The sequence below is a fragment of the Rhodoblastus sp. genome (genome assembly GCF_019449565.1).
GTDB lineage: Bacteria > Pseudomonadota > Alphaproteobacteria > Rhizobiales > Beijerinckiaceae > Rhodoblastus.
The window spans coordinates 46,973-68,947 of record NZ_JAGRPM010000027.1 but is presented as its reverse complement, the minus strand read 5'-3'; the positions used below and the strand labels follow the sequence as shown (position 1 = coordinate 68,947).

Below are 21,975 nucleotides of genomic sequence, written 5' to 3'. Positions count from 1 at the left end.
GCGCCCTCTCTCAGCTCGCGTCGAAATTCGGGCCGCCGCGCAGAACGACATAGATCGCCGGAATCACCAGCACGGTCAGCGCCGTGGACGAGGCGAGGCCGAACAGCAGCGACAGCGCCAGACCCTGGAAGATCGGGTCGGACAAAATGACCGCAGCGCCAATCATCGCCGCGAGCGCGGTGAGCAGGATCGGCTTGAAGCGGATCGCCCCGGCCTCGATCAGGACCGCACGCAGCCCCTTTGAAGGATCGGCGTGGCGGACGAAATCCACCAGCAAGATCGAATTGCGCACGATGATGCCGGCAAGCGCGATGAAGCCGATCATTGAGGTCGCGGTAAAGGCGGCGTGGAACAGCCAATGGCCCAGCATGATGCCGATGAGAGTCAGCGGAATTGGCGTCAGGATCACCAGCGGCAGCTTGAACGAGCGGAACTGCGCCACGACCAGAATATAGATGCCAACCAGCGCCGCCATGAAGGCCGCGCCCATGTCCCGGAAAGTCACCCAGGTGACTTCCCATTCGCCATCCCACAACAGCGAGGCCTTGCTCTCGTCGAGCGGCTGGCCGTGTAGCAGAACCTGCGGCCTGGGAAGGCCCGCGGGCCAATCCATTTTCTCGAGCGCGGCGTTCACCGCCTGCATGCCATAGAGCGGCGCCTCATAGGCGCCCGCCAGCTCGGCCTGCACCATTTCGGCGGCGCGGCCATTGTGGCGGAAGATCGGGAAAGACGACAACTCGTCCGAGACCCGCACCACATCGCCGAGTTCGACGATAGCGCGATTGCCCGGCAGGGCGTTGGCGGGAACGGGCGTGGTCAGCGCCGCCTCGTTCAATTGGCGAGCGTTCTTGGCCAGCGCCAGCCGGATCGGCAGCGGTTGCCGCCCTTCGCCCCGATGCGAATAGCCGACCACTTCCTGGCCATAGAGCCGGCGCAGCGTCTCGAACACGTCGCCCTGCTGGACGCCGAAGAACTCCAGCGAATCCTGGTCGATCTCGATGCGCTTGCGCGGCGCCTGCACGCCATAGGAATCATCGATATCGACAATGAAGGACGCGCTTTCAAAGGCCTTGCGCACTTGCGCGGCGACGGCGCGGCGGGTCTGCTGGTCCGGCCCGTAGATTTCCGCGAGCAAGGTGGCCAGCACCGGCGGCCCCGGCGGCGGCTCGACCACTTTCAGCGAGCTACGCGCCGGCATGTCCAGCCCGGCCAGACGCTGGCGGACTTCCAGCGCGATGTCATGGCTGGTGCGCGAGCGCTCGTTCTTGGATTTGAGGTTGATCTGTACGTCGCCCATCTCGGGCATGTTGCGCATGTAATAATGGCGCACGAGGCCATTGAAATTGAATGGCGCCGCCGTCCCCGCATAGGTCTCGAAGGACAGGATTTCGGGAATGTCCTTCACCCTGTCGAGCGCCGCGCGCAAGATGCGGTTGGTCTCCTCGATAGACGTACCGCGCGGAAAATCCGCGACGATGGCGACCTCCGCCTTGTTGTCGAAGGGTAGCAGCTTCACCGTCACGGCCTTGAAATAGAACAGGCTGAGCGAAGCGAGGGTTGTGACGCCAACGGCGAGCAGGAATATCCAGGCCGAGCGCTTTGTGCGCAAAACGGGCGTCGCCACACGGCGGTAAAGCGCGCCGAGTTTGCCGCCGTCGCTGGCTTCGTGATGATCGGCCGGAGCATTGCTGGCGATCTTCATCATCAGCCAGGGCGTCAGGATCACCGCGACAAAGAAGGAGAACACCATCGCAGCGGAGGCATTGGCCGGAATCGGGCTCATATAGGGCCCCATGAGACCCGAGACGAACAGCATGGGCAGCAGGGCTGCGACCACGGTGAGGGTCGCCACGATGGTAGGATTGCCCACCTCCGCCACGCCGTCAATCGCGGCCTGGACGCGTGTTCGGCCATCCCGCATCGCCCAATGCCGCGCAATATTCTCGATCACAACGATGGCGTCATCGACCAGAATGCCGATGGAGAAAATCAAGGCGAACAGGCTGACGCGATTGAGCGTGTAGCCCATCAGCCGCGCCGCGAAGAGCGTCAGCAGGATGGTGGTGGGAATGACGATGGCAACCACCAGCCCCTCGCGCCAGCCGATGGCGAAGGCCACCAGCGCAACGATGGAAATGGTCGCCAGCGCAAGGTGGAACAGCAGCTCATTGGCCTTCTCATTGGCCGTTTCGCCGTAATTGCGCGACACCTGCACATCGATGTCGGCAGGCACGGTAACGCCCTTGAGGCTTTGCAATTGCTCGACGATCCGCTCGGAAATCACGACGGCGTTGGCGCCCGCGCGCTTGGCTATGGCGACCGAAACCGCCGGGGCGCCTTGAAGCGCGCCATTCTCGCCCTTGACGAAATGGACGACGCGGGTCTCGTTCGGTTCGCCGACGACGCTCACCTTGGCGACGTCGCGCAGATAGACCGGGCGATTGTCGCGCGTGGTGACGAGCAGATTGCCGATCTCAGGCATTGTCTTCAGAGTGCGGCCCGCGATGGTCTCGATCTGGAGGCCCTTGTCGCGGATCAGCCCTGCCTTGAACGCGATATTGGCGCCCTGCACCTTTGCCGCGAGCTGTTGCAAGGTCACGCCATATTTGGCCAGCGCCTCCGGGTCCGGCTCGACGCGGATTTCATCGGCCTGTTCGCCGACGAGATAGCTCTGGCCGATGTCTTCGAGCTTGGCCAGTTCGTTACGCAATTCCCGCGCGACCGCCGTGAGGCCGTCGGCGCTCCAGCGCGACGCGGCTTCAGGCTTGGGCGACAGGGTCAGCACGACAATGGCGACGTCGTCTATGCCGCGCCCGACGATCAAAGGCTCCGCAACCCCGGCGGGGATCTTGTCCATATTGGCGCGCACCTTGTCGTGCACGCGCAGGATGGCGGCGTCCGTCGAGGAACCGACGAGAAAGCGCACCGTGACCACGACCTGATCGTCATAGGTCTTGGAATAGACGTGCTCCACGCCATTGATGCCCTTGACGATGGTCTCCAGTGGATCGGTGACGAGCTTGACGGCGTCCTCCGCCTTCAGGCCATTGGCCTGCACGACGATGTCCACCATCGGCACGGAAATCTGCGGCTCCTCTTCACGCGGCAAGGTGACGAGCGCCAGCAGTCCGAGCGCCAAAGCCGCGATCAGCAGCAGCGGGGTCAGCGGCGAGGCGATGAAGGCGCGGGTGAGAAAGCCGGCGAGGCCGAGAGGCCTTTCAGGGCTGCGGCCCTGGCTTGCGGCGACAGGCGTCTCGTTCATGGGAGCAGCACCTTGTCGCCCGCCGCGAGGCCGGTGAGAACTTCGATCATGCCGGGCTCGGCGGAATCGGCGTAAACGATCGCGACGTCCAGCGGCCCCTCGGCGCGCGAAACGCGGACATAATCGACGCCGGAGCGGGTCGTCACCGCCGCGCGCGGAATGAGCATCACTTCGCGGGCGCCGACGGGGGCATAGATCTTCACGCGCTCGCCGACGAAAAGATCGCCCAGATTTTCGACCTCGGCGTCGGCGATCACCCGGCCATTGTCGATTTCCGGATAGATTTTGACGATGCGGCCCTTGCGCATCTCGGCCGCCGCGGCGCCCGCATCCTGGCCGCGTGGCGCAAGCAGGACCGGCGCCCCCATTTGCAGCAAGGCGGCATGCCGTTCGGGCAGGCTGAGGCGCAGAAACAGCGCGCCGGCAGCGATGCGGGCGATGGCCTCGCCAGGCATGACCACCGCGCCGGGAATGGCGGAAAGCGTGAGCACCCGCCCGTCCTTCGGCGCGAGGACGCTGCCCTCGGTCATCTGCTGCGCGACAACCGCCCGCTGCGAGCGCATCGCGTCGACCTGATGTTTCAGGACATCCACATTGGTCCGGGCCTGATCATAGGCCGCCTTGGTGACGAAGCCGCGCGGCAGCAGATCCTCAGCGCGTTTCAACGCGTCGCTGGCGTTGGCGAGCTGAGACTCGAGCGCGCTGAGCTGGCCATCCAGCGACTGCGCCTGAAGCGCCAGCTTTTCGTCCGTCACGATCGCGATGACGTCGCCAGCCTTGACCTGCGCGCCTTCGTCGACCGAGCGGCTCACGAGAGTGCCGCCGATGCGCGTGCGCGCCGGGGTGACGTCGCGGCTCTCGACCTGTCCGAACATGGCCTTCATGTCCGGCGTCATGCGCTTTTCAACGGTGAAGTCTCCGGCCTGCGCCGCGCCCGCGAGCAAGACGCCCAGAGCGGCGGCGAGGCCGCGAGCAGAAAGAGAAAAGTGGCTCGGCTTGCGCATGACGCGGCTCATATCCATGGCGATCATTATTTACATATATTCGGATATATGCAGATAATGAGATATGGATGTCAAGCAGTTCGATTTGGCGGCGGCTCAGGCCAGCGACCTCATCAAGGCCCTGGCCCATCCTGCCAGGCTGCGCATCGTCTGTGCGCTCTCGGGGCGGGAATGTTCCGTCACGGATTTGGCTGAAATTGCGGGCGTGCCGGTCTCAGCCATTTCGCGCCACCTGGCTTTGTTGCGGAAGGACCGGATCGTCAAGGCGCGGCGTGCGCGCCAGACGATGCACTATTCGCTCAGCGACGCAAGAATCGGAAAATTCGTGGCTGTTCTCGCCGAGACCTTCTGCCCTGCCCCGCCCTGACTCATGGCACCGCGGAAAACAGCAAAAAGACGCCGAAGATCACCAGATGGACAGCGCCCTGCAGGATCGTGGCGCGGCCCGTCGCCAGAGTGAGCGTCGCGACAAACAGGGTCAGCATCAGAATGACCATGTTTTCTTCATTGAGGCCGAGCGTCAGCTCCTTGCCGAGATAGAGCGACACGGCGCCGACAGCTGGAATGGTCAGGCCGATGCTGGCGATGGCCGAGCCCAGCGAGAGGTTCAGGCTGGTTTGCAGCTTGTTGGCCCGGGCGGCGGCCAGCGCCGCGAGGCTCTCCGGCAGCAGGACCAGCAATGCGATGATCACGCCGAGGAACGAAACCGGCAGGCCGGCGGAATGGATCGCGCGCTCCAACGCCGGCGACAGCGTTTCCGCCAACAGCACGACGCTCGCCAGCGAAACCACCAGCATCACGCCGCTGAAGGCGGTGGCGCCAGTGGAAGGCGGCGCATGAGCCTCGCCTTCGTCGCCATCGGGATCCACCAGGAAATAATCGCGGTGGCGCACCGACTGCACGAAGACGAAAACGCCATAGAGCAGAATCGACAGGCCCCCGACAAACATCAGCTGCGTCGGCGAATATTGCGGCCCAAGACGGGCGATGGTGAAATTCGGCAGGACCAGCGTGAGGATCGCCAGCGTCGCAAGCACGCTGAGCGCCGAGCCGGTGCCATGGACCCGGAAGCCCTGCTCGCGATAGCGCGCGCCGCCGACCAGCAGGCACAGGCCGATGACGCCATTGAGCACGATCGACACCGCCGAGAACACCGTGTCGCGCGCCAGCGAATTGTCGCCCGTCTCCGATCCCAGCATGGCCGCGACGATCAGCGAGGTTTCGATCGCCGTCACCGCCAACGCCAGCAGGATCGAGCCCATCGGCTCGCCGACCTTCAGCGCGACCATTTCCGCATGATGAACCGCCGCGAAGACCGAACCGAGCAACAGGATGGAGGCGACGAGAAAGAGCCCTGTATTGTCGGCATGCAGGATATGCGCATGCTCCAGCCCGACCAGGATCAGCGCGGCGACGGGTGGAACCAGATTTTTCCAGCCGTTCTGTGCTTGATGTGCCGAAGCCATGTTGCGCTTTCCTCCGCCGCCAATCGAAAATCCAGGTCGCCACCCTAGCCGCTTCGCTCTGGCTTTTGTGCGGCGGAGTGTCAATAGCCCCACTATTTGTCCGGCCTGACCAGTTTCGCCCGCAGGGCCTGTTCAAACCGGCTCAATTGCGGATTGTCCGGCTCCAGTTTCATCAAGGCCTGAACATGGCCTAGCGCGGAGGCGTAGTCGCCCGACTGCGCCTCATAGGAGGCGAGCGCGGAAAGCGTCTCGCGGTCGTTCGGTCGCCGCGTCAGCGCGGCGCGCAAGACCTCGATGGCCTTGGCCGGCGCGCCCGTGTCATGCAGCGCCACGGCATAGACATAGGCGGTGTGCGTGTCGTCGGGCGCACGCCGCGTCGCCTCCTCCAGCCGGACGAGAGCGTCGGGAACGCGCTTCTGGCGGATCAGGCTCATGGCCAGGGCGTAATTGAGCGGCCCCGATTGCGGATTATCCGCGAGAGACTTGGTCAGGATCGCCTCAGCGCCCTTTTCGTCGCCGCGCGCCCGCGCGATTTCCGCGAGCTGGATAGCGGCGGGCGCGAATGTCTTGTCCAGCTCCAGCGATTTGGCGAATTCGGCCTGGGCGGCGTCGAGCCGGCCACGCGCGAGGTTCAAACCGCCGAGATTGGAACGCGATTCCGGCCGCTCGGCCGTGAACATCTGGCCCGCGACATATTCGTCCAGGGCTTTCTCGAAGGGCGCGAGATCCGCCGGGGTCAGGTTCGCCTCCGCCGGACCGGCAAGCGCGCGCGCCGCCTGCATCCGCACCAGAGCCGTTTCGTCGCGCAGCAGCGGCGTCAGCGCGCGCTTTTTCGTCGCCGGATCGGCGCTCGCGAGAACCTCGACCGCCGCCTCGCGGATCATCGGATCGTCCGCCCTGGTCAGTTGCTCGGCCATGGCGAGCACTTCGGGCGCCGGCGTCCCGGTCAGGCGCTGCAAGGCGCTGGCGCGGGCGATGGCGGGCTGGCTTTCGTCCTTCGCCACGCGGGCCAGAGCCGCGCCCGCTCCCGCGCCGTCGGCGTCCGCGAGGGCCAGCGCCTCTGCAAAACCCTGCGCGCCGGGCTTGGCGCCCATGCCCCAGCCCTTCAGCGCCGCAACGGCCCAGCTGGCGTCCTTGTCCGTGTGGCATTTGTTGCAGGCGTTGGGCGTTCCCATGCTCAGCGTGCGGTCCGGGCGCGGAATGCGCATGGAATGATCCTGCCGCGCATGGACGCCCATATAGGTGGTTGTCGGCATGTGGCAGGTCGCGCATTGCGCGCCGGGCGAGCCCTGCGGGTGATGATGATGGGTTGGCGCGTCGAAAACTTTTGCCGCGTGGCATTGGCCGCAGACCTCATTGCCCGCCAGCCGCAACTTGCCGGAATGCGGATCGTGGCAATCCGAGCAGGTCACTCCCGCCCCATGCATGCGGCTCTGCGCGAAGGAGCCGAAATTATAGACCTCGTCGCGCTGCTGGCCGTCCGGATAATAGAGGCCCGGCGCGAGCGTCGAGGGGTGGAAGGCGTCGTAGAAATGCTGCGCATCCTTCGGCGCGTCCGAGAACTGGCTGCGGCGCGCATGACAGCCGGCGCAGACCAGCTCTTCCTTGCGCTCGCCCGGCGGCCGCGAGCGCGCGGCCGTCCCCTCGGGATTGGCCGCCCAGGTCACGCCGGCGCGCTGGTCGAAGCGCAGGGCGAAGCCGCGACTTTTCTTCTCCGCGTCGCTGAGGCCGCCGCGCTGCTTCGCCCAATCGAGATGGCGCGAGGCCGGGCCGTGACAAGCCTCGCAGCCGACGCTGATCTCCGACCAATGGGTCGCGAATGTCGCCTTGGCCGGGTCGTAGTTCTTTTTCAGATCGGTCGAATGGCACCAGGCGCACTGGAAATTCCAGTTCTGGTCAATGCCGGTCCAATGCAGCGGATCGCCCGCCGCCAGCTTGCGGTCAGGGTAAAGATCGAACCAGCGCTGGCCGCCCTGATCGGCGGGGCGCGAGTCCCAGGCGATCCCGAAGGCCTGAAGCCGTCCGCCCGGCAGTTCGATCAGATATTGCTGCAGCGGCGTGAGCCCGAAAGTGTATTTGATCTCGAAATCGGCCAAGCCGCCATCCGGCCCATCCGTGTGGACGAAAAACTTGCCGTCGCGGCGGAAAAAAATGGATTCGACTTCGCCCTTGCGGAAATGCGCGTCCTTGAAATCGCCGAGAACAGTCTTGTCATCCGCGACCTGCATCGCGCCTGCGTGATGCGATTTGCCCCAGGCTTTATATTCGCTCTTGTGGCAAGCGGAACAGCTTTCCGATCCGACGAATTGCGCCTGCGTCTCCGCGCGCGCGGGGGCGAGCCCCAAAAAGACCAGCAGGACGAAAAAAGAGAGAAGAAAACCGGAGCGCATGGGACCTCTGGGCGGGGGCCTGCAAACTGGCGCACCCGAGCCGCCGGCGCAAGGCGGCGCCTGAAAAAACGCGACCGCCCTGAGGCGGCCGCGCAATGCGTTGAAAAAGGAAAGGCTCAGTCGCCGGAAGGCTTCGAGAGCTTTTCGAGCGCCTCGCCAACAGTGAAGCTGGCGGCCTTCTGGCGCGGGGGGTATTCCTTGAAGGTGCCGACGAAGTCCGCGACATATTTCTGGGCCGGGACCAGCATGAAGGCGTGGTCCATCAGCCAGTCGTAATAGGTGTTCGAGGTGTCGCTGGCGCGTTCATAGGGGTCGAGCCGCAAATTGAAGATTTTCGGCACGCGCAGCGGCGTGAATGGCTCGGCCCAGACCTGCAAGGTGCCGCGCGCGCGCTGCTCCAGGAAGACGAATTTCCAGTTGTCATAGCGCAGACCGGTCAGGTCGCCGTCGTCCGAGAAATAGAAGAAGGCCTTGCGCGCGCTGTTCGGTTCGGCGCCGGTGAGATAGGGCAGCTGGTTAAAGCCGTCGAGATGGACCTTGTAGGTCATGTCGCCAGCCTTGAAGCCCGTCAGCAGCTTTTCCTTGACGTCCGGCGCGCCGGCGGCGGCGAGCAGGGTCGGCATCCAGTCGAGATGCGAGACGATGCCATTGGCGACCGATCCCGGCTTGATCTTGCCTGGCCAGCGGACCATGGCCGGCACGCGATAGGCGCCTTCCCAGTTCGAGTTCTTCTCGTTGCGGAAAGGCGTCATGGCCGCGTCCGGCCAGGAATTCATGTGCGGGCCATTGTCGGTCGAATACATGACGATGGTGTTGTCGTCGATGCCGAGCGCCTTGATCTTGTCGAGCACCGTGCCGACGTTTTTGTCATGATCCATCATGGCGTCGGGATAGGGCCCCATGAATCGGCCTGCCTGGCCGAGGCTCTCCGGCTTCACATGGGTGCGGAAATGCATGTGGGTAAAATTGACCCACAGGAACACCGGTTTGCCTGTCTTGACCTGCTTGTCCAGGAACTCCGCCGAGCGCGCCGCGATGTCGTCGTCAATCGTCTCCATGCGCTTCTTGGTGAGCGGGCCGGTGTCCTCGATCTTCTGCGTGCCGTCGGGCAGAGCCCAGCTGTGGATCACGCCGCGCGGGCCGAAATTCTTGCGGAAATTCGGGAATTCGGGATCGTTCGGCTTCGGATAATCCGGCAGTTCCGGCTCTTCCTCCGCGTTGAGGTGATAGAGATTGCCATAAAATTCGTCGAAGCCGTGATTGGTCGGCAGCATCTCGTCCTTGTCGCCGAGATGATTCTTGCCGAACTGGCCCGTGACATAGCCCTGCGTCCTGAGCATTTCGGCGATGGTCGGGTCTTCCTTCTTGAGGCCGAGATCGGCGCCGGGCAGGCCCACCTTGCTGAGACCGGTGCGGTACACGCTTTGCCCGGTGAGGAAGGCCGAGCGGCCTGCGGTGCAACTCTGTTCGCCGTAATAGTCAGTGAAAATCACGCCGTCGCGGGCGATGGAATCGATATTGGGCGTGCGATAGCCCATCAGGCCATTGGTATAGGCGCTGAGATTGGACTGGCCGATGTCGTCGCCCCAGATGATGACGATATTCGGCTTTTTCGCGCTTTTTTGCTCCTGCGCCAGAGCGCAGACCGGCGCCAGCGCGCCAGCGAAGCCCAATGACAGGGCCACGCTATAAGTAAATTTTCTCAACAATGACATTTGCCCCTCCCAATACGAAGCACCGGAAGCTAGCGAGTCGCGGCGAGGATAATTGTCCGTCGCCGGGCAATTCAAACCCGAAATTTACGTTTAATGTCCAAAATTTTTTCCTGGGAGATCTTATGCTGACGCTCGATGAGGCCAAGGAGATCGTTGGGACGCGGGGCTGGCTCAGCCAGACGCCGGAGGAATTCCGCCGCGCGGTCCTTGGTCGCGTCGCGCTGCAATCCTTCAAGTCCGGGCAATCGATCTATTCCATCGACGATCCGCCGGGCGGCATGTATGGGCTTGTCTCAGGCAGCGTGAAAATCTCCGTCGCGCCCGGCGACGACGTCCCCGTCCTCGCGCACATCATGACCCCAGGCTCCTGGAGCGGCTATGGACCCGCCGTGACCGGATGCCGCCGCATCGCGGGCCTGTCGGCAGGCAGGAATTGCTACGCGCTTTTCCTGCCGCTCCATGCGATCAACGAGATCGCCGCGCGCGATCCGCTGACGTGGCGCTATATCGCGGGCCTCGTTTTGAGTGACCTGAAAATCACCCTCGGCGCGATGGACGATCTGATGATCCGCGACGAATTCCGCCGCATGATCGCGGTCCTGCTGCGGGCCGGAGGCTTCCGCCACGGCGATGGCGGCGAAAAGGCGGCGCTCTGACTGGACCTCAGCCAGAGCGAACTCGCCGCCATGTCCAATCTCGCCCGCACCACCGCCGGGACATTCCTGCACAGGCTGGAAGCCGAAGGCCATGTCGAAATTCGCTATGGCCAGATCGGCGTTCTCGCGCCGGAAGCACTGCGGGCGAGGCTCGTCGCCAGCGGTTGAGCCTCGCCGCCCCACGAGGCGTCAAAAGGCCTTCGAAACCACCCGGTCGGCGAATTCCTTGACCCGCGCCATTTTCTCCTCGTCGCTCAGGCTCGTATTGGCTTTCACGACCGGGCAATAGGACGCGATCAGGTAGTCCACCAGAATCGGCTTGGACACGCCCGGAAATTGCTGCTGCAGCGACGCGAAAATGCCGGGGATCTGGGCCAGCGCGTCTTTCGACGACAGCTGCGCCGTCAGGTCGGGACTGGCCGCTCCGGCGCCGCCCGGCGACTGCAGCTTGGGGCATTCGAGCGCCGAGGCGCCGGTCAGTCCGGCGCCCAGCGCGAAGCCGGCGACCAAAATCACGAAAAGGCTTTTTTCGACGCTACGCTTCATTTTCGTTCCCCCTCGACAAGTGTCATTGTTGTCGCGTTTTGCCGCCCGACACTAGCAGGCGGCAGGCGGCTGTCACCCGCTTTCTCGCATGGACAATCACCTGCGGGCAAATGCCGCGCTCAAGCGAAAGGAGGTCGAATTGCTCGGTAATTTCGCTAGCCCTGGCGCAGGTCGCGCGCCGGCGCTAGTCTGGTGGCGCGAGGCGGGTCCGAACGGCGCCCGTCGCTTTGGAAACACAAATGCCCTGGCGGCCCGAGGACGCGCCGCGCCACACCCACAAGGCGCAAACCGACGAGCTTTGCCGGCTCTGGGCGGAAGTGGCCAACAAGGTTCTGGCCGAGACCGCCGACGAAGGCCGCGCCATCCGCACGGCCAATTTCGTCGTCGCGCGTCAACTGCGCCGCCGGCAACGCGGCGAAGAACCAGAATGAGTTTGCCGGATGTACCGCGTCCCCCGGAAGAGAACATCTGGCGCTGCAACATAATTTATTTTATAGACTATGTATAAATAGGCGCGCCGCGCCCTCCGTTTCCACAATGGTTTCCCTTGCAGATCGACTGGCTCCATTTCGCCCCCCTGCCCGCCCTCGCCGGCGGCGCGCTGATCGGCCTCGCCGCCGCGGGACTTTTGCTTTCGGAAGGCCGCATCCTAGGCGTGGCCGGCATCCTGGCCGGGCTGGTCAATCCCAAGCCGGGAAAATGGCTCTGGCGTCTGGCGCTGATCGCCGGCCTGTTCGCATCGGCCCCGCTCGCGATCCTGCTGTTCGGCGCACAGGGCCCGGCCATTAACTCCTCCGCCGCGCTTCTCGTCGTCGCGGGGCTTCTCGTCGGCGCCGGATCGCGTTTGGCTAATGGCTGCACCAGCGGCCATGGCGTCTGCGGTCTCGCGCGCCTCTCGCCGCGCTCCGCCGCCGCGACCGCGACCTTCATGGCGACTGGTTTCCTCACCGTTTTCGTCGCCCGCCACGTGCTGGGATAGACGCAAGATGAAGATCCTGGCGCCCTTTATTGTCGGCCTTTTGTTCGGTCTCGGACTGTGCCTCGGCGGCATGTCCCAACCGCAAAAAGTGCTCGGCTTTCTGGATCTTGCCGGCGCCTGGGATCCTTCGCTGGCTTTCGTCATGGGCGGCGCGGTCTCGATCGCCTTTGTCGCGTTCCGCGTTCTGGCCGGGCGCGAACGCAGCCTGAACGGCGCGCCGCTCGCCCTGCCCCAGGCGCGCGCGATCGATGCACGGCTTCTCGGCGGCGCCGCCCTGTTCGGGATCGGCTGGGGGCTGGCCGGCTTTTGCCCCGGCCCCGCCCTCGTCGGCCTCGGATTCCTGAGCCCGGGCGCCCTGCTCTTCGTCGTGGCCATGGCCGCGGGGATGATCCTCGTCGAGGCGCTTTCGGCGCTCCCCGCGCCGGACGCCGCGACAGAAGACGTCTGACGCCCCTCGCGCCGGGTTGAGCGGGTCCAATTCCCTTAAATTAATCCGCCTTTCGCGGCCGCCTTGGCGTGGCGCCTGGCTCCATTCCGGCCTGTGGTCAGATAGATCGCCATGCCTATGGCCAGCCAGACCAGCAGGCGGACCCAGGTCTGCCATGGCAGCCCCGCCATCAGGATCAGGCAGGCCAATACGCCGAGAATGGGCAATGCCGGCGCCAGCGGGACGCGAAACGGCCTCGGCAATTCGGGATGACGGCGGCGCAGATGCATCACCGCCACGCATACGAGCGCGAAAGCGGCCAGCGTCCCGATGCTGACCATTTCGCCGAGCAGGTTGATGGGCAGCAGGCCGGCGGTCGCGGCAACGGCGAGGCCGATGACGGCCTGGCTGGCCGCTGGCGTGTGGAAACGCGGGTGCAGCCGGGCGAAAACGTCTGGCAGCAGGCCGTCGCGCGCCATGGCGAACAGGATGCGCGCCTGACCGAACAGCAGGACGAGAATGACCGTCGTCAGCCCCGCCAGAGCGGCGATCTTGACCGCGACCGCCAGCGCCGGCATGCCGACGGCGTCGATCACCGCCGAAATGGGATCGGGGCGGTCAAGCGCGGCGAAGGGCACGACGCCGGTGAGCACCGCCGCGACCGCGATGTAAAGAATGGTGCAGATCGTCAACGAGCCGATGAGCCCGATTGGCAAGTCGCGCTGCGGATCGCGCGCTTCCTGCGCGGCGGTCGAGACGGCGTCGAAACCGATATAGGCGAAGAACACCACAGCCGCCGCGCGCAATACGCCACTATAGCCGTAATGGCCGAATTCGCCGGCGTTCGGCGGCACGAAAGGCGTCCAGTTCGCTGGCGCGACATGGAGGCCGCCGACCACGATCACGACCGCGACCACGGCGAGCTTGAAGCCGACCATGAGATTATTGACCCGCGCCGATTCCCGCGTGCCCATCACCAGCAAGCCCGTGACGGCGAGAACAATGGCCGCCGCCGGGACATTGAACGACCCGACCACGCCAGGCGCAGCCGTTGGCCCGCCGTAAGAGGCGGTGAACTGCGGCGGCAGGGTCAGGCCGAAGCTCGCCAGCATCGAGACGAGATAGCCCGACCAGCCGACGGCGACCGTCGCCGCGCCCATGGCATATTCGAGCACAAGGTCCCAACCGATGATCCAGGCGAAAACCTCGCCCAGCGTCGCATAGACATAGCTATAGGTGCTGCCGGAAACCGGAATCAGCGCCGCCAGTTCCGCATAGCACAAGGCGACAATGGCGCAGGCGCAGCCCGCCAGCGCGAAGGACAGCACCACCGCGGGACCGGCGTAACGCGCCGCCGCCGCGCCGGTAAGGACGAAAATGCCGGCGCCGATGATCGCCCCGACGCCGAGAGCCATGAGAGAGAAGGGTCCGAGCGCGCGGCGCAAGGTCGGTTCACCGTCGGCGGAGACCTGGGAAAGGCGGAGGTCTTCGATGGTCTTGCGCGTGAAAATGCTGCGGCTCAATGAATGATCGCCCTTCGTTTGCCCCGGCCATCATGCTAGCGTCATTTTGCGCCGCAAGAAAGCGTCGCCGCGCCAGCGCCCAAGCCGGGACGTGTCCAAGCCGGGACGTGTCCATGCCGCGACTTGTCCAAAGCCGCCGCTTGCCCAAACCGCCGCTCGCCCGCGACAGGCCGAAATCCCATCTGCTTGGGAGACCCTCGACAGGAAACTCCAGCATGCGTCTCAATGATGATCTGAACATCCGGACGGCCATTCACGCCGCGCGGATGGAATGGACGCCGAGCCCCGCCAAGGGGGTCGACCGGCGCATGCTCTACCGTGTCGGCGATGAAGTGGCGCGGGCGACCTCTCTGGTCCGCTTCGCGCCGAACAGCCGATTCCCGCTTCACCCCCATGGCGGCGGCGAGGAAATCCTGGTTCTGGAAGGCGTTTTCTCGGACGAGACGGGCGATTACGGGGCAGGCTCCTATCTGCGCAATCCTCCCGGCACGGCGCATGCGCCATCCTCCGAACCGGGCTGCGTCCTTTTCGTCAAATTGTGGCAGTTCAACGCCGATGATGACGCCAGCATCATCCGCCGGCCCGGCGAAACGGCCCTTGCGCCTGAGGCGGGCCGGACCGCCTCGGTCATTCTGTTCGAAAGCCCTTCCGAACGGGTGCAAATCCAGAGCTGGCCGCCGCATGCCGATATCGCGCCGCCTAATCGAGAGGGATTGGAACTGCTGGTTCTGTCCGGTTCGTTCAAACAGGGCGGCGAGACGTTCAATCCCCTGTCCTGGCTACGGCTGCCGCCCGGGCAGCCGCTGCGGGCGCGTTCCGGCCCGGCGGGCGTTCGGCTCTGGACCAAGTCCGGCCCCTTGATGCAGCCGAGAGTCTGCGCCTTGTAACGGCCGCGACCGGCGGAAGACGCCCTCCACGGCGCTTTACCCTGGGTTAACCCCGACCGCAGCCGGCCGAAGCGTCGCAAATTCTTTAGCAAAGACTTTAAGGAGTCAGCCAGCTTCGCGCGCTAGATTGTTCCGAACGCACCCAGGCGCAAACCCGGCTTGGAGCAATGACTTTCCATATGGAGTCTGCGATGAAGTCGATTTTCGCGCGCCTGATTCGAGATGAGTCCGGCACCACTGCAATTGAATATGCGGTGATCGCGACTGTCATTTCCGTTTTTTGCTTGACGGTGCCCACTTTGCTCGGCGCTAAGATGAATCTGAAATTCACCGCCGTCTCGAACGCATTGAACTAACACTCAAAGATCAGCGGCAAGGCGACGCCCGCACCCGGCGACGGGGCGGGCGTCGCCTTGCGTCTGGGCCTCCCGCGCCATTAGCGCGAGCCCATCCGGCAGGCGTCAGCCCAATCTTTTCACCGCTTTCGTAGCGGGCTTGGCGCGCCCTTCCGCATCCGTCCCCGCCAATCCCAAGCGCCACAGGATCGCCAGCGCGCCCAGCGAGGCCGCCAGGCAGATGAACGACGCATAGACTGTGCCGCTTTCGCTTTCCGCGAAGATCAGATTCTTCGTGTTCATGCCGAAATAGCCGGTGACGAAAGTCGCGGGCAGGATGATGGCGGTGATGACGGTCAGCGTATAAAGGCGGTCATTGGTCTCGGTCGTCAGGATCGCGTTGATCTCGTCATGGAGCATCCGCGCGCGGTCCTGCAGGTTGGCGGCGTCGCGCGCGAGCGAATCCGCCATCTGGCCGAGACTGGCCGCGACCTCGGCGAAATCCTTGTGATCGAATGACTCGCTCGCCTCTTCGAGGCGCTCCAGCGTGGACTGAAGCCCATTGACCTGCCGCGCCAGCCGTACGGCGCTGCGCCGCGCATGGCCCAGGCCCGCGCGCTGGTCGCGTCCTCGTCCTTCGATCACGACATTATCCTCGATCCTGTCGAGCGATATGGCGATGTCCCGCATCATGCCAGCGGAACATTTGCACAGATTCGCGACGATCAATTCAAACAGCGCGATCGGACTGGCGGCCTTCACGCCATCCGCAAGGGCGCGCCGCGTCGTCTGGGCCGAATAGAGCGGGATTCGCCGTGCGGTGATGAGGAACCCCGGCCCGCAAGCGAAACGAAGGAAATCCGTCTCTTCCTTCGGCCCGTCGATAGAGTGCTGATGATCGGCGATGGCGCCGCAGATCGTGTGGTCCGCGTGTTCGACGAATTGGTGATTGGCGTCTCCGGCAAGCGCCTCGCGCGCTTCCGCCGTCAGCGTCTTCAGATGACGCAGGACGTCGATGAAGCGGCGGTCGATGCAATCGAGATGCAGCCAGACATAGCCGGGCCCCGGATTGTCGATGAGCTCGATGTCGGCGGCGGAGCCCACCTCGGCGTGGCCGTCGGCGTCGAAACGCAGGATCCAGTTGCAACCCGGTACGCCGCTTTCGAACGCGGCCTTGAGACGATCGGTGGACATGGAAGCCATCGGAAAATTGGAAAAAGACAAACGCCGTTAAACGACGGCTCGATTACGTTTTTTTGACAAGGCGCGGGGCGGCGACAAAGTTAAACGGAGCCAATCCATCGCGTGGCGCGCTCTTCCGCCTTCGCGTTTCCTTTTTCGCCAAGGGAACAGGTCGCCCCCGCTCTTGTTATTCCTGACAAGTGGGCTGGCGAGGAGGCTGAAATGGCCGGGAAAGACAAATCGAAGACGACCGCCGAAAAACAGAAGCATGACGAGAAAGACGACGAGCTTGAACGGGAGCTGGAAGACTCCTTCCCGGCAAGCGATCCGCCCTCCTTGACACAGCCAAGCGAGACCGGAGCGCCCGATCACAAGGGCGACAAGGCGAAATCGAGCGGGGGATGAAACAGGTACGGCCTGTCCGATGTGACTCGGAACAGGCCGCTCCCGGCAGCGCCCGTCCTTTTCAGGATCGGCTGGCGTTCTTTCGAACGCCGTTGCGCTACTGATCTGACAATGCGCCACGCCGATGAAAGTTCTGCGCCCCCGCGGAATTTTTTCGAGCCGCTCGCCTCCCGCGTCGGGCCTCCAATGATCGAGATCGATCCGACTTTTCGACTATGGGCAACCCCTTAAGGGTGAGTGCGATCTTACCGAACGCGGGCGCTGCTGGTACTGAAACTGGGACGCGGCTTTGCGCGCGAGCGTCCGTTTGGGGCGCGCCTCATTCGGAGGATGGTCCTTCAACCGGCGCCGATACCCGAAGCGGAGCCAGGGTCCCGCTTCCGGCATCGACTTCAAGAAAAACTAGAGAATTCGAACGAGCACAGGTCAGCGCTTGGAAAATTACTTTTTCAAATTGCTTAAAGACGATGGCGCCATTTTAGCCGTTCATTCAGCCGCGCATCGCGAACTGAGCGCCGTATGGGCGCAGATTACGGGTTTCGCCCGCCGCCCGGACATGAATGGCGGGCGAATTGTCGTTACAAATCAGTCGGGCGAGATCGTCATTCTTGTCGGCGCCGCTACCGCCCGTTCATTTCCCGTCGAAAGGAAAGGCGCGAAAGGCCCGGCGACGCCCGCCCATTCCCCGACGCCCGACAATTCAAGCCTGGCAAGGGGTTGCCTGTTTGCGCAAGGGCGTGAGCGTCGAACCATATAGCGCCAAGTCTCACAGGCGAGAACTTGTGGGCCAATAGCCCTCGCAAGACGGGCGTCTTCTTTCGCTTGCCAAGCGTGGCGCGCGGACGAACTCTCGGGAGGTCGAAAATGGGAAAACCCGGACATTTGCCGGAGGCTCTTGTCCCGCCATGGGGAGATGGATATCCGTCCTGCGAGAAATGCAAGCGCCCGGTCGATAGTGTTGAAGTGGAAACACCGTTCGAATATATTGAAAATTCGCCTGCTGCTCCAATCCTTGTTCATACAGGGGAGCGAATTTACACGGTCGGTTGCCATGGCGAATATTGGCGCTGGTCCAATTTCAGGGGTCGCCTTTAAAGTATATCCTCAAAAGGCGCTCACCCCGGCGGTCCATCGACCAGCCAAAATCCGGTCATGAAACGCGGTCCTGGACGGAGATCGCCATGCGCACCAGTTCGGGCAGGCTGCGGGCCTGGCTTTTCTTCATGAGATTGGCGCGATAAATCTCGACCGTACGGAAGCTGATGCCCAGTTCATTGGCGATGGCTTTGTTCGACTTTCCATCGACCAACCCTTCCAGCACGTCGCGCTCGCGCGAGGTCAGGCTGGCCAGTCGCGCCCGAATTTCCTGCGTAGCGGCGCCTTCGGGAATGGAATTTCGCTGCAACGCCTTGCGAACGGCCGCGATCAGCATGTCATTCCTGAAGGGCTTCTCCAGAAAATCGACTGCGCCTTCTCGCATCGCATGAACGGCAAGCGGAACGTCGGCCTCGCCGGTGATGACGATGACTGGAAAATTCAGACCCTGCGCCGCAATATGGGTCAAAAGATCGACGCCGCTCATCCCGGGCAGTCGTACATCGGCGACCACGCATCCGCAGTCGTTTGGCCCGATCGCGCTGAGGAATTCAGCCGCCGAAAAATAGGTCTTGGCTTCGATTCCCTCGGACTCAATAAGTAGACGGATCGAAGTGCAGACAACAGGATCGTCGTCGATAATATGTACTATTTGAGACATGGTCCGAACTTTAAATTCTGACTTGCAAATTGCAAGCTGTCCTTAAGTTTTCCGCGCGTCTTCATTATCCCGCGCGGGGCTGCGGCAATGTTATCGTCATCTCGCCTAAACCGCGACCACGCGTCCACGGATGCGAGCAATCAATCTGCTTTTCTAACCTCCGAAAGCTATACGTAGTTCCCCGGATCGTGGGCAGGCGGCATAAATTTTTGATCGCGTCCGCCATGCGTCGTATCGAGCGACCCGCGATTTTTTTACAAATGGTGCGTGTTATAAGTGGAGCTCAATCCGCGAATATCCAGGGAGCGCCCATAATGCGGGGCCGGGACGGCGATAAGGACGGGCAAAAGCTCAGGCTGCGCCTCACGGAGGATTCGCTGCGCGAAAGCGAGCAGCGCAGCCGGTTGGCGACCGAAGCGACCGGCGTCGGAATATGGGAGTGGAACGTCAAAACCAATGTCATCCGGTGGGATCGCCAGATGTTCGCCCTTTACGGAATTCCAACGACTTCGGACGGGTTCGTGAACTATGACATCTGGGCCGCGTCGGTCTTCCCGGATGACCTGGCCGAACAGGCGGAGCTCCTTCAACGGCATGCGCGCGAAGGCGGGATCAATCGTCGTGAATTTCGAATTCGGCGTCGCGACAATCACGAAATCCGGATCATCCAGGCCGTCGAGACGGTCCGCGCCGATAGTACGGGAGAGGTGGAATGGGTTGTCGGAACAAACCTCGACGTCACCGATCGCAAGCGCGCCGAAGAGGCGCTCCTGGAAAGCGACAAGCGCCTGCGGCTCGCGCTCAGCGGAGCGAAAGCGACGGCGTGGCAGTGGAACATTCCGACCAACGAAATCGTCTGGACGCCCGAACGCTCTCAAATTTACGGGCGCGATCCCCAGCGCGAACTGGCGCGATATGAAAACTGGCGCGATTGCCTCCATCCCGATGATCTGGAACGGACCGAGCGCCTGATCCGCGACCTGATTCGGCAAGGCGCGCCGGACTACAGGGCCGAATATCGTGTTGTGCTGCCATCGGGCGAAATTCGCTGGCTCGCGTCGATGGCCAAGTTCGATTACGCCGCCGACGGGGCGCCCTTGCAAATGTACGGCATTGATCTGGACGTCACCGGGCAGAAGCAGGCGGAGCAGAAACTCACCGAGAGCGAAACGCGATTCCGCGCCGCGCAGGAGGCCTCCCTCGACGGATTCCTGATTTTCGATCCCGTCCGGGACGACGAAGGGCGGATCGCCGATCTCATGGTGGTCTATGTCAATCCGGTGGCGGCGCAATATTGTCTCAGCACGCCGGAACAGATGGAAGGGCGGCTGCTGAGCGAGACATTGCCGGGCGCCAAACTTCCCGGCGGCCTCATCGAAAAGCACGGGCGCATCATCGAGAGCGGGAGGACGCAGGAATATGACCTCGAATATGACGCTGACGGCGTCAATGGTCATTTCCGCAATCTGGTCGTACCCTTCGAGCGTTATGCCGCCGCCACCTTCCGCGACATCACGGCGCTGGTCGAAGGCAACCGGGCGCTCGCCACGGCGAAGGCCGAGGCGGAGCGGGCCAACATGTCCAAGTCCAAATTTCTCGCGGCCGCCAGCCATGACCTACGCCAGCCGGTGCAGTCGCTGTTGCTGCTGCTGGCCGTCATCGAGCGGCAAGTCGCCGACCAGCCGAAAATCATCGAGGTCGCGCGAATGATGCGGATGGCGGTCGATGGCCTGCATGGTCTCCTCAACAGCGTTCTCGACATCTCCCGCCTTGACGCCGGCGTGGTGGCGCCGCTCGCCGAATGCGTGGACCTCGGCGAGATGGTCAGCAAACTCACGGCCGAATACGCACCGAAAGCCGTGAGCATGGCGCTCGAATTGCGTTGCGTCCCGAGGAATTTGCAAGCGCGCACCGATCCCGCGCTATTGGGTCGCGCCTTGCGCAATCTGATCGAAAACGCCCTGCGCTATACGCTGATGGGCGGCGTGCTTTTGACCGTCAGGCGTCGGGGCGCTTTTGCCCGGATTGACGTCATCGACAGCGGCATTGGCATCCCTGAGGACAAGCTCTCGGAGATATTTGAAGAATTTCATCAATTGCACAATCCCGGGCGCAATCTCGAGCAGGGGCTTGGCCTGGGCCTGGCCATCGTCCGTCGCCTTGCGGACCTGCTGGGTGCCGAGGTCGAGGTGGCGTCGAGGGTCGGCCGAGGGTCTCGCTTCTCGCTGACCCTCCCACTGTATCAGCAGGCGGCCCCCGTCGCCGCAAGCAAGACGGGTGTCGACGATCCCGGCGGCCGCGTCCTCGTTATCGAAGACAACGCCATCGTGCGACATGGTCTTGAAATCCTGCTCAACCAATTTGGATATGAGACCTTCCTCGCCAATTCGAGCGAACAGGCGCTCGAACTGGCCGCGAAGGAAAAATCGTGCTTCGACGCCATCGTCACCGACCAGCGCCTTGGCGAAGGCCTGACCGGCATCGAGACCGCAAAGGAAATCCATGTCCGCGCTGCGCGCGCCATTCCCACAATGGTGCTTACCGGCGATACCGACGGCGCCCGCATCGCCGAAATCGAATCCAGCGGGTTCCCCGTCCTTCACAAACCGGTGGACGCCGAGGACCTGCGAAGTCATCTGGCGCGACTGATCGAGCGCTGATGGTTAGGGTTTTCGCCGCGCCCGTTCAGACGGCCCGCTTGCCGCGCTCCGCGAAAGCCGCGACCACCGCCTCGGCGACACTGACGAAGCGGCTGCCCGAACCCTGCGGGCCGACCGTTTGCCAGCTGACGCGCGCGCCTTCGACCAGCAAGGTCAGGGCGTCCGCAAGCAGTTCCGCATCCGGGAAGCCGGCGTCACGGCAGATCCTGGCCAGACGGTCGCGGTGCGCCGACTTGACCTGGGCGATAACCTTGCGCGCCGGATGATCGGGTTCGGTGATCTCGATGGCGGCGTTGGCGATGTCGCAGCCGCGCGGATCCTCTATCGCGCAGGACACCGCGCAACCGATCCATTCGTGCAGCTGGTTCATGGGATCGTCGGGAAATTCCGCGTCCCACTCATCCCATTCCTGCGCCGCCTCCTTGCCCGCTTCCGTCAAACAGGCGGCGATCAGGTCGTCCTTGGAGCCGAAGTGGCGATAAAGCGTCATCTTGTTGCTGCCCGCCGCCTCGGCGATGGCGTCGACGCCCACGCCGCGCAAACCATGTTTGCGAAAAAGCTCACGGGCCGTCTCGATGATGCGGTCCCGCGGCGGAGTCCGGGACATTGCGTCTTCTTTGGACATTTTCGCCTTCCTTCGAAATCGTTAACCAGCCACTTGACAGGCTGTGACCGGTCTGTAACATTCAAATGGTACTTACCGGTAACACTACAACAGCCGCCGGTCAAGAAATTGGTCGCCAGTCACGAAAATGGCAGCCGGTCAAGAAAACGAGCCTTGA

At 63.4% G+C, this 21,975-nt stretch carries 20 protein-coding genes; 10 read left to right on the top strand and 10 right to left on the bottom strand.

Features of this window, described 5'->3' with window-relative positions:
- Positions 1–10: 10 nt before the first annotated feature.
- Positions 11–3,262 (bottom strand): efflux RND transporter permease subunit, encoded by a 3,252-nt coding sequence (locus tag QZ409_RS06310; RefSeq protein WP_296708043.1) that lies wholly within the window; start codon positions 3,260–3,262, stop codon positions 11–13.
- A complete protein-coding gene (locus tag QZ409_RS06305; protein ID WP_296708040.1) occupies positions 3,259–4,266 on the bottom strand; it encodes an efflux RND transporter periplasmic adaptor subunit in 1,008 nt (335 codons plus the stop codon). The genes QZ409_RS06310 and QZ409_RS06305 overlap by 4 nt, the downstream gene beginning before the upstream one ends.
- Before the next feature lie 64 nt (positions 4,267–4,330).
- Between QZ409_RS06305 and QZ409_RS06300 the strand changes: the two genes are divergently transcribed.
- Positions 4,331–4,633, top strand: coding sequence for a metalloregulator ArsR/SmtB family transcription factor (locus tag QZ409_RS06300; RefSeq protein ID WP_296708038.1), 303 nt, complete (start codon positions 4,331–4,333; stop codon positions 4,631–4,633).
- 1 nt (position 4,634) lies between these two features.
- Here the strand turns inward: QZ409_RS06300 and QZ409_RS06295 are convergent, their stop codons facing one another.
- The 3 genes from QZ409_RS06295 to QZ409_RS06285 all read right to left on the bottom strand — a co-directional run bounded on the left by QZ409_RS06295 (position 4,635) and on the right by QZ409_RS06285 (position 9,837).
- The gene (locus QZ409_RS06295; RefSeq protein ID WP_296708036.1) at positions 4,635–5,732 is read right to left on the bottom strand and encodes an ionic transporter y4hA; all 1,098 of its coding nucleotides are present in this window, start codon (positions 5,730–5,732) and stop codon (positions 4,635–4,637) included.
- A 92-nt stretch (positions 5,733–5,824) separates the two neighbouring features.
- Positions 5,825–8,122, bottom strand: coding sequence for a tetratricopeptide repeat protein (locus QZ409_RS06290; protein WP_296708033.1), 2,298 nt, complete (start codon positions 8,120–8,122; stop codon positions 5,825–5,827).
- A gap of 116 nt (positions 8,123–8,238) precedes the next feature.
- Positions 8,239–9,837, bottom strand: a complete 1,599-nt coding sequence (locus tag QZ409_RS06285; protein WP_296708030.1) for an arylsulfatase — start codon at positions 9,835–9,837, stop codon at positions 8,239–8,241.
- Between the two features lie 122 nt (positions 9,838–9,959).
- Here QZ409_RS06285 and QZ409_RS06280 point away from each other — a divergent pair, with 122 nt between their 5' ends.
- Both QZ409_RS06280 and QZ409_RS06275 read left to right on the top strand, forming a co-directional pair.
- Positions 9,960–10,493, top strand: a complete 534-nt coding sequence (locus QZ409_RS06280) for a cyclic nucleotide-binding domain-containing protein (RefSeq protein ID WP_296708027.1) — start codon at positions 9,960–9,962, stop codon at positions 10,491–10,493.
- The gene (locus QZ409_RS06275; protein ID WP_296708458.1) at positions 10,494–10,661 is read left to right on the top strand and encodes a helix-turn-helix domain-containing protein; all 168 of its coding nucleotides are present in this window, start codon (positions 10,494–10,496) and stop codon (positions 10,659–10,661) included.
- A gap of 21 nt (positions 10,662–10,682) precedes the next feature.
- Here QZ409_RS06275 and QZ409_RS06270 read toward each other — a convergent pair whose 3' ends face one another.
- Entirely contained in the window at positions 10,683–11,039 is a 357-nt protein-coding gene (locus tag QZ409_RS06270) for a hypothetical protein (protein ID WP_296708024.1), read from the bottom strand.
- Positions 11,040–11,278: 239 nt separating this feature from the next.
- On the opposite strand from QZ409_RS06270, the gene QZ409_RS06265 reads away from it, so the two are divergent.
- The 3 genes from QZ409_RS06265 (at position 11,279) to QZ409_RS06255 (ending at position 12,466) form a co-directional block, all read left to right on the top strand.
- A complete protein-coding gene (locus QZ409_RS06265) occupies positions 11,279–11,470 on the top strand; it encodes a hypothetical protein (protein WP_296708022.1) in 192 nt (63 codons plus the stop codon).
- Between the two features lie 116 nt (positions 11,471–11,586).
- Positions 11,587–12,018 (top strand): YeeE/YedE thiosulfate transporter family protein, encoded by a 432-nt coding sequence (locus tag QZ409_RS06260; RefSeq protein WP_296708020.1) that lies wholly within the window; start codon positions 11,587–11,589, stop codon positions 12,016–12,018.
- A gap of 7 nt (positions 12,019–12,025) precedes the next feature.
- The gene (locus QZ409_RS06255) at positions 12,026–12,466 is read left to right on the top strand and encodes a DUF6691 family protein (protein WP_296708017.1); all 441 of its coding nucleotides are present in this window, start codon (positions 12,026–12,028) and stop codon (positions 12,464–12,466) included.
- 35 nt (positions 12,467–12,501) lie between these two features.
- Here the strand turns inward: QZ409_RS06255 and QZ409_RS06250 are convergent, their stop codons facing one another.
- Positions 12,502–13,968 (bottom strand): amino acid permease, encoded by a 1,467-nt coding sequence (locus QZ409_RS06250; protein ID WP_296708014.1) that lies wholly within the window; start codon positions 13,966–13,968, stop codon positions 12,502–12,504.
- A 215-nt stretch (positions 13,969–14,183) separates the two neighbouring features.
- Here QZ409_RS06250 and QZ409_RS06245 point away from each other — a divergent pair, with 215 nt between their 5' ends.
- A complete protein-coding gene (locus QZ409_RS06245) occupies positions 14,184–14,855 on the top strand; it encodes a cupin domain-containing protein (protein ID WP_296708010.1) in 672 nt (223 codons plus the stop codon).
- A gap of 191 nt (positions 14,856–15,046) precedes the next feature.
- A complete protein-coding gene (locus tag QZ409_RS06240; RefSeq protein WP_296708006.1) occupies positions 15,047–15,211 on the top strand; it encodes a Flp family type IVb pilin in 165 nt (54 codons plus the stop codon).
- A gap of 105 nt (positions 15,212–15,316) precedes the next feature.
- On the opposite strand, the gene QZ409_RS06235 is transcribed toward QZ409_RS06240, so the two are convergent.
- On the bottom strand, positions 15,317–16,384 hold the full coding sequence (locus tag QZ409_RS06235; RefSeq protein WP_296708002.1) for a CorA family divalent cation transporter: 1,068 nt from the start codon (positions 16,382–16,384) through the stop codon (positions 15,317–15,319).
- Positions 16,385–16,594: 210 nt separating this feature from the next.
- Between QZ409_RS06235 and QZ409_RS06230 the strand changes: the two genes are divergently transcribed.
- On the top strand, positions 16,595–16,777 hold the full coding sequence (locus tag QZ409_RS06230) for a hypothetical protein (protein ID WP_296707999.1): 183 nt from the start codon (positions 16,595–16,597) through the stop codon (positions 16,775–16,777).
- Positions 16,778–17,927: 1,150 nt separating this feature from the next.
- On the opposite strand, the gene QZ409_RS06225 is transcribed toward QZ409_RS06230, so the two are convergent.
- The gene (locus QZ409_RS06225) at positions 17,928–18,533 is read right to left on the bottom strand and encodes a response regulator (RefSeq protein ID WP_296707994.1); all 606 of its coding nucleotides are present in this window, start codon (positions 18,531–18,533) and stop codon (positions 17,928–17,930) included.
- A gap of 314 nt (positions 18,534–18,847) precedes the next feature.
- Between QZ409_RS06225 and QZ409_RS06220 the strand changes: the two genes are divergently transcribed.
- On the top strand, positions 18,848–21,193 hold the full coding sequence (locus tag QZ409_RS06220; RefSeq protein ID WP_296707990.1) for a PAS domain-containing protein: 2,346 nt from the start codon (positions 18,848–18,850) through the stop codon (positions 21,191–21,193).
- 25 nt (positions 21,194–21,218) lie between these two features.
- Here QZ409_RS06220 and QZ409_RS06215 read toward each other — a convergent pair whose 3' ends face one another.
- Entirely contained in the window at positions 21,219–21,818 is a 600-nt protein-coding gene (locus QZ409_RS06215; protein WP_296707986.1) for a TetR/AcrR family transcriptional regulator, read from the bottom strand.
- Positions 21,819–21,975: the final 157 nt, after the last annotated feature.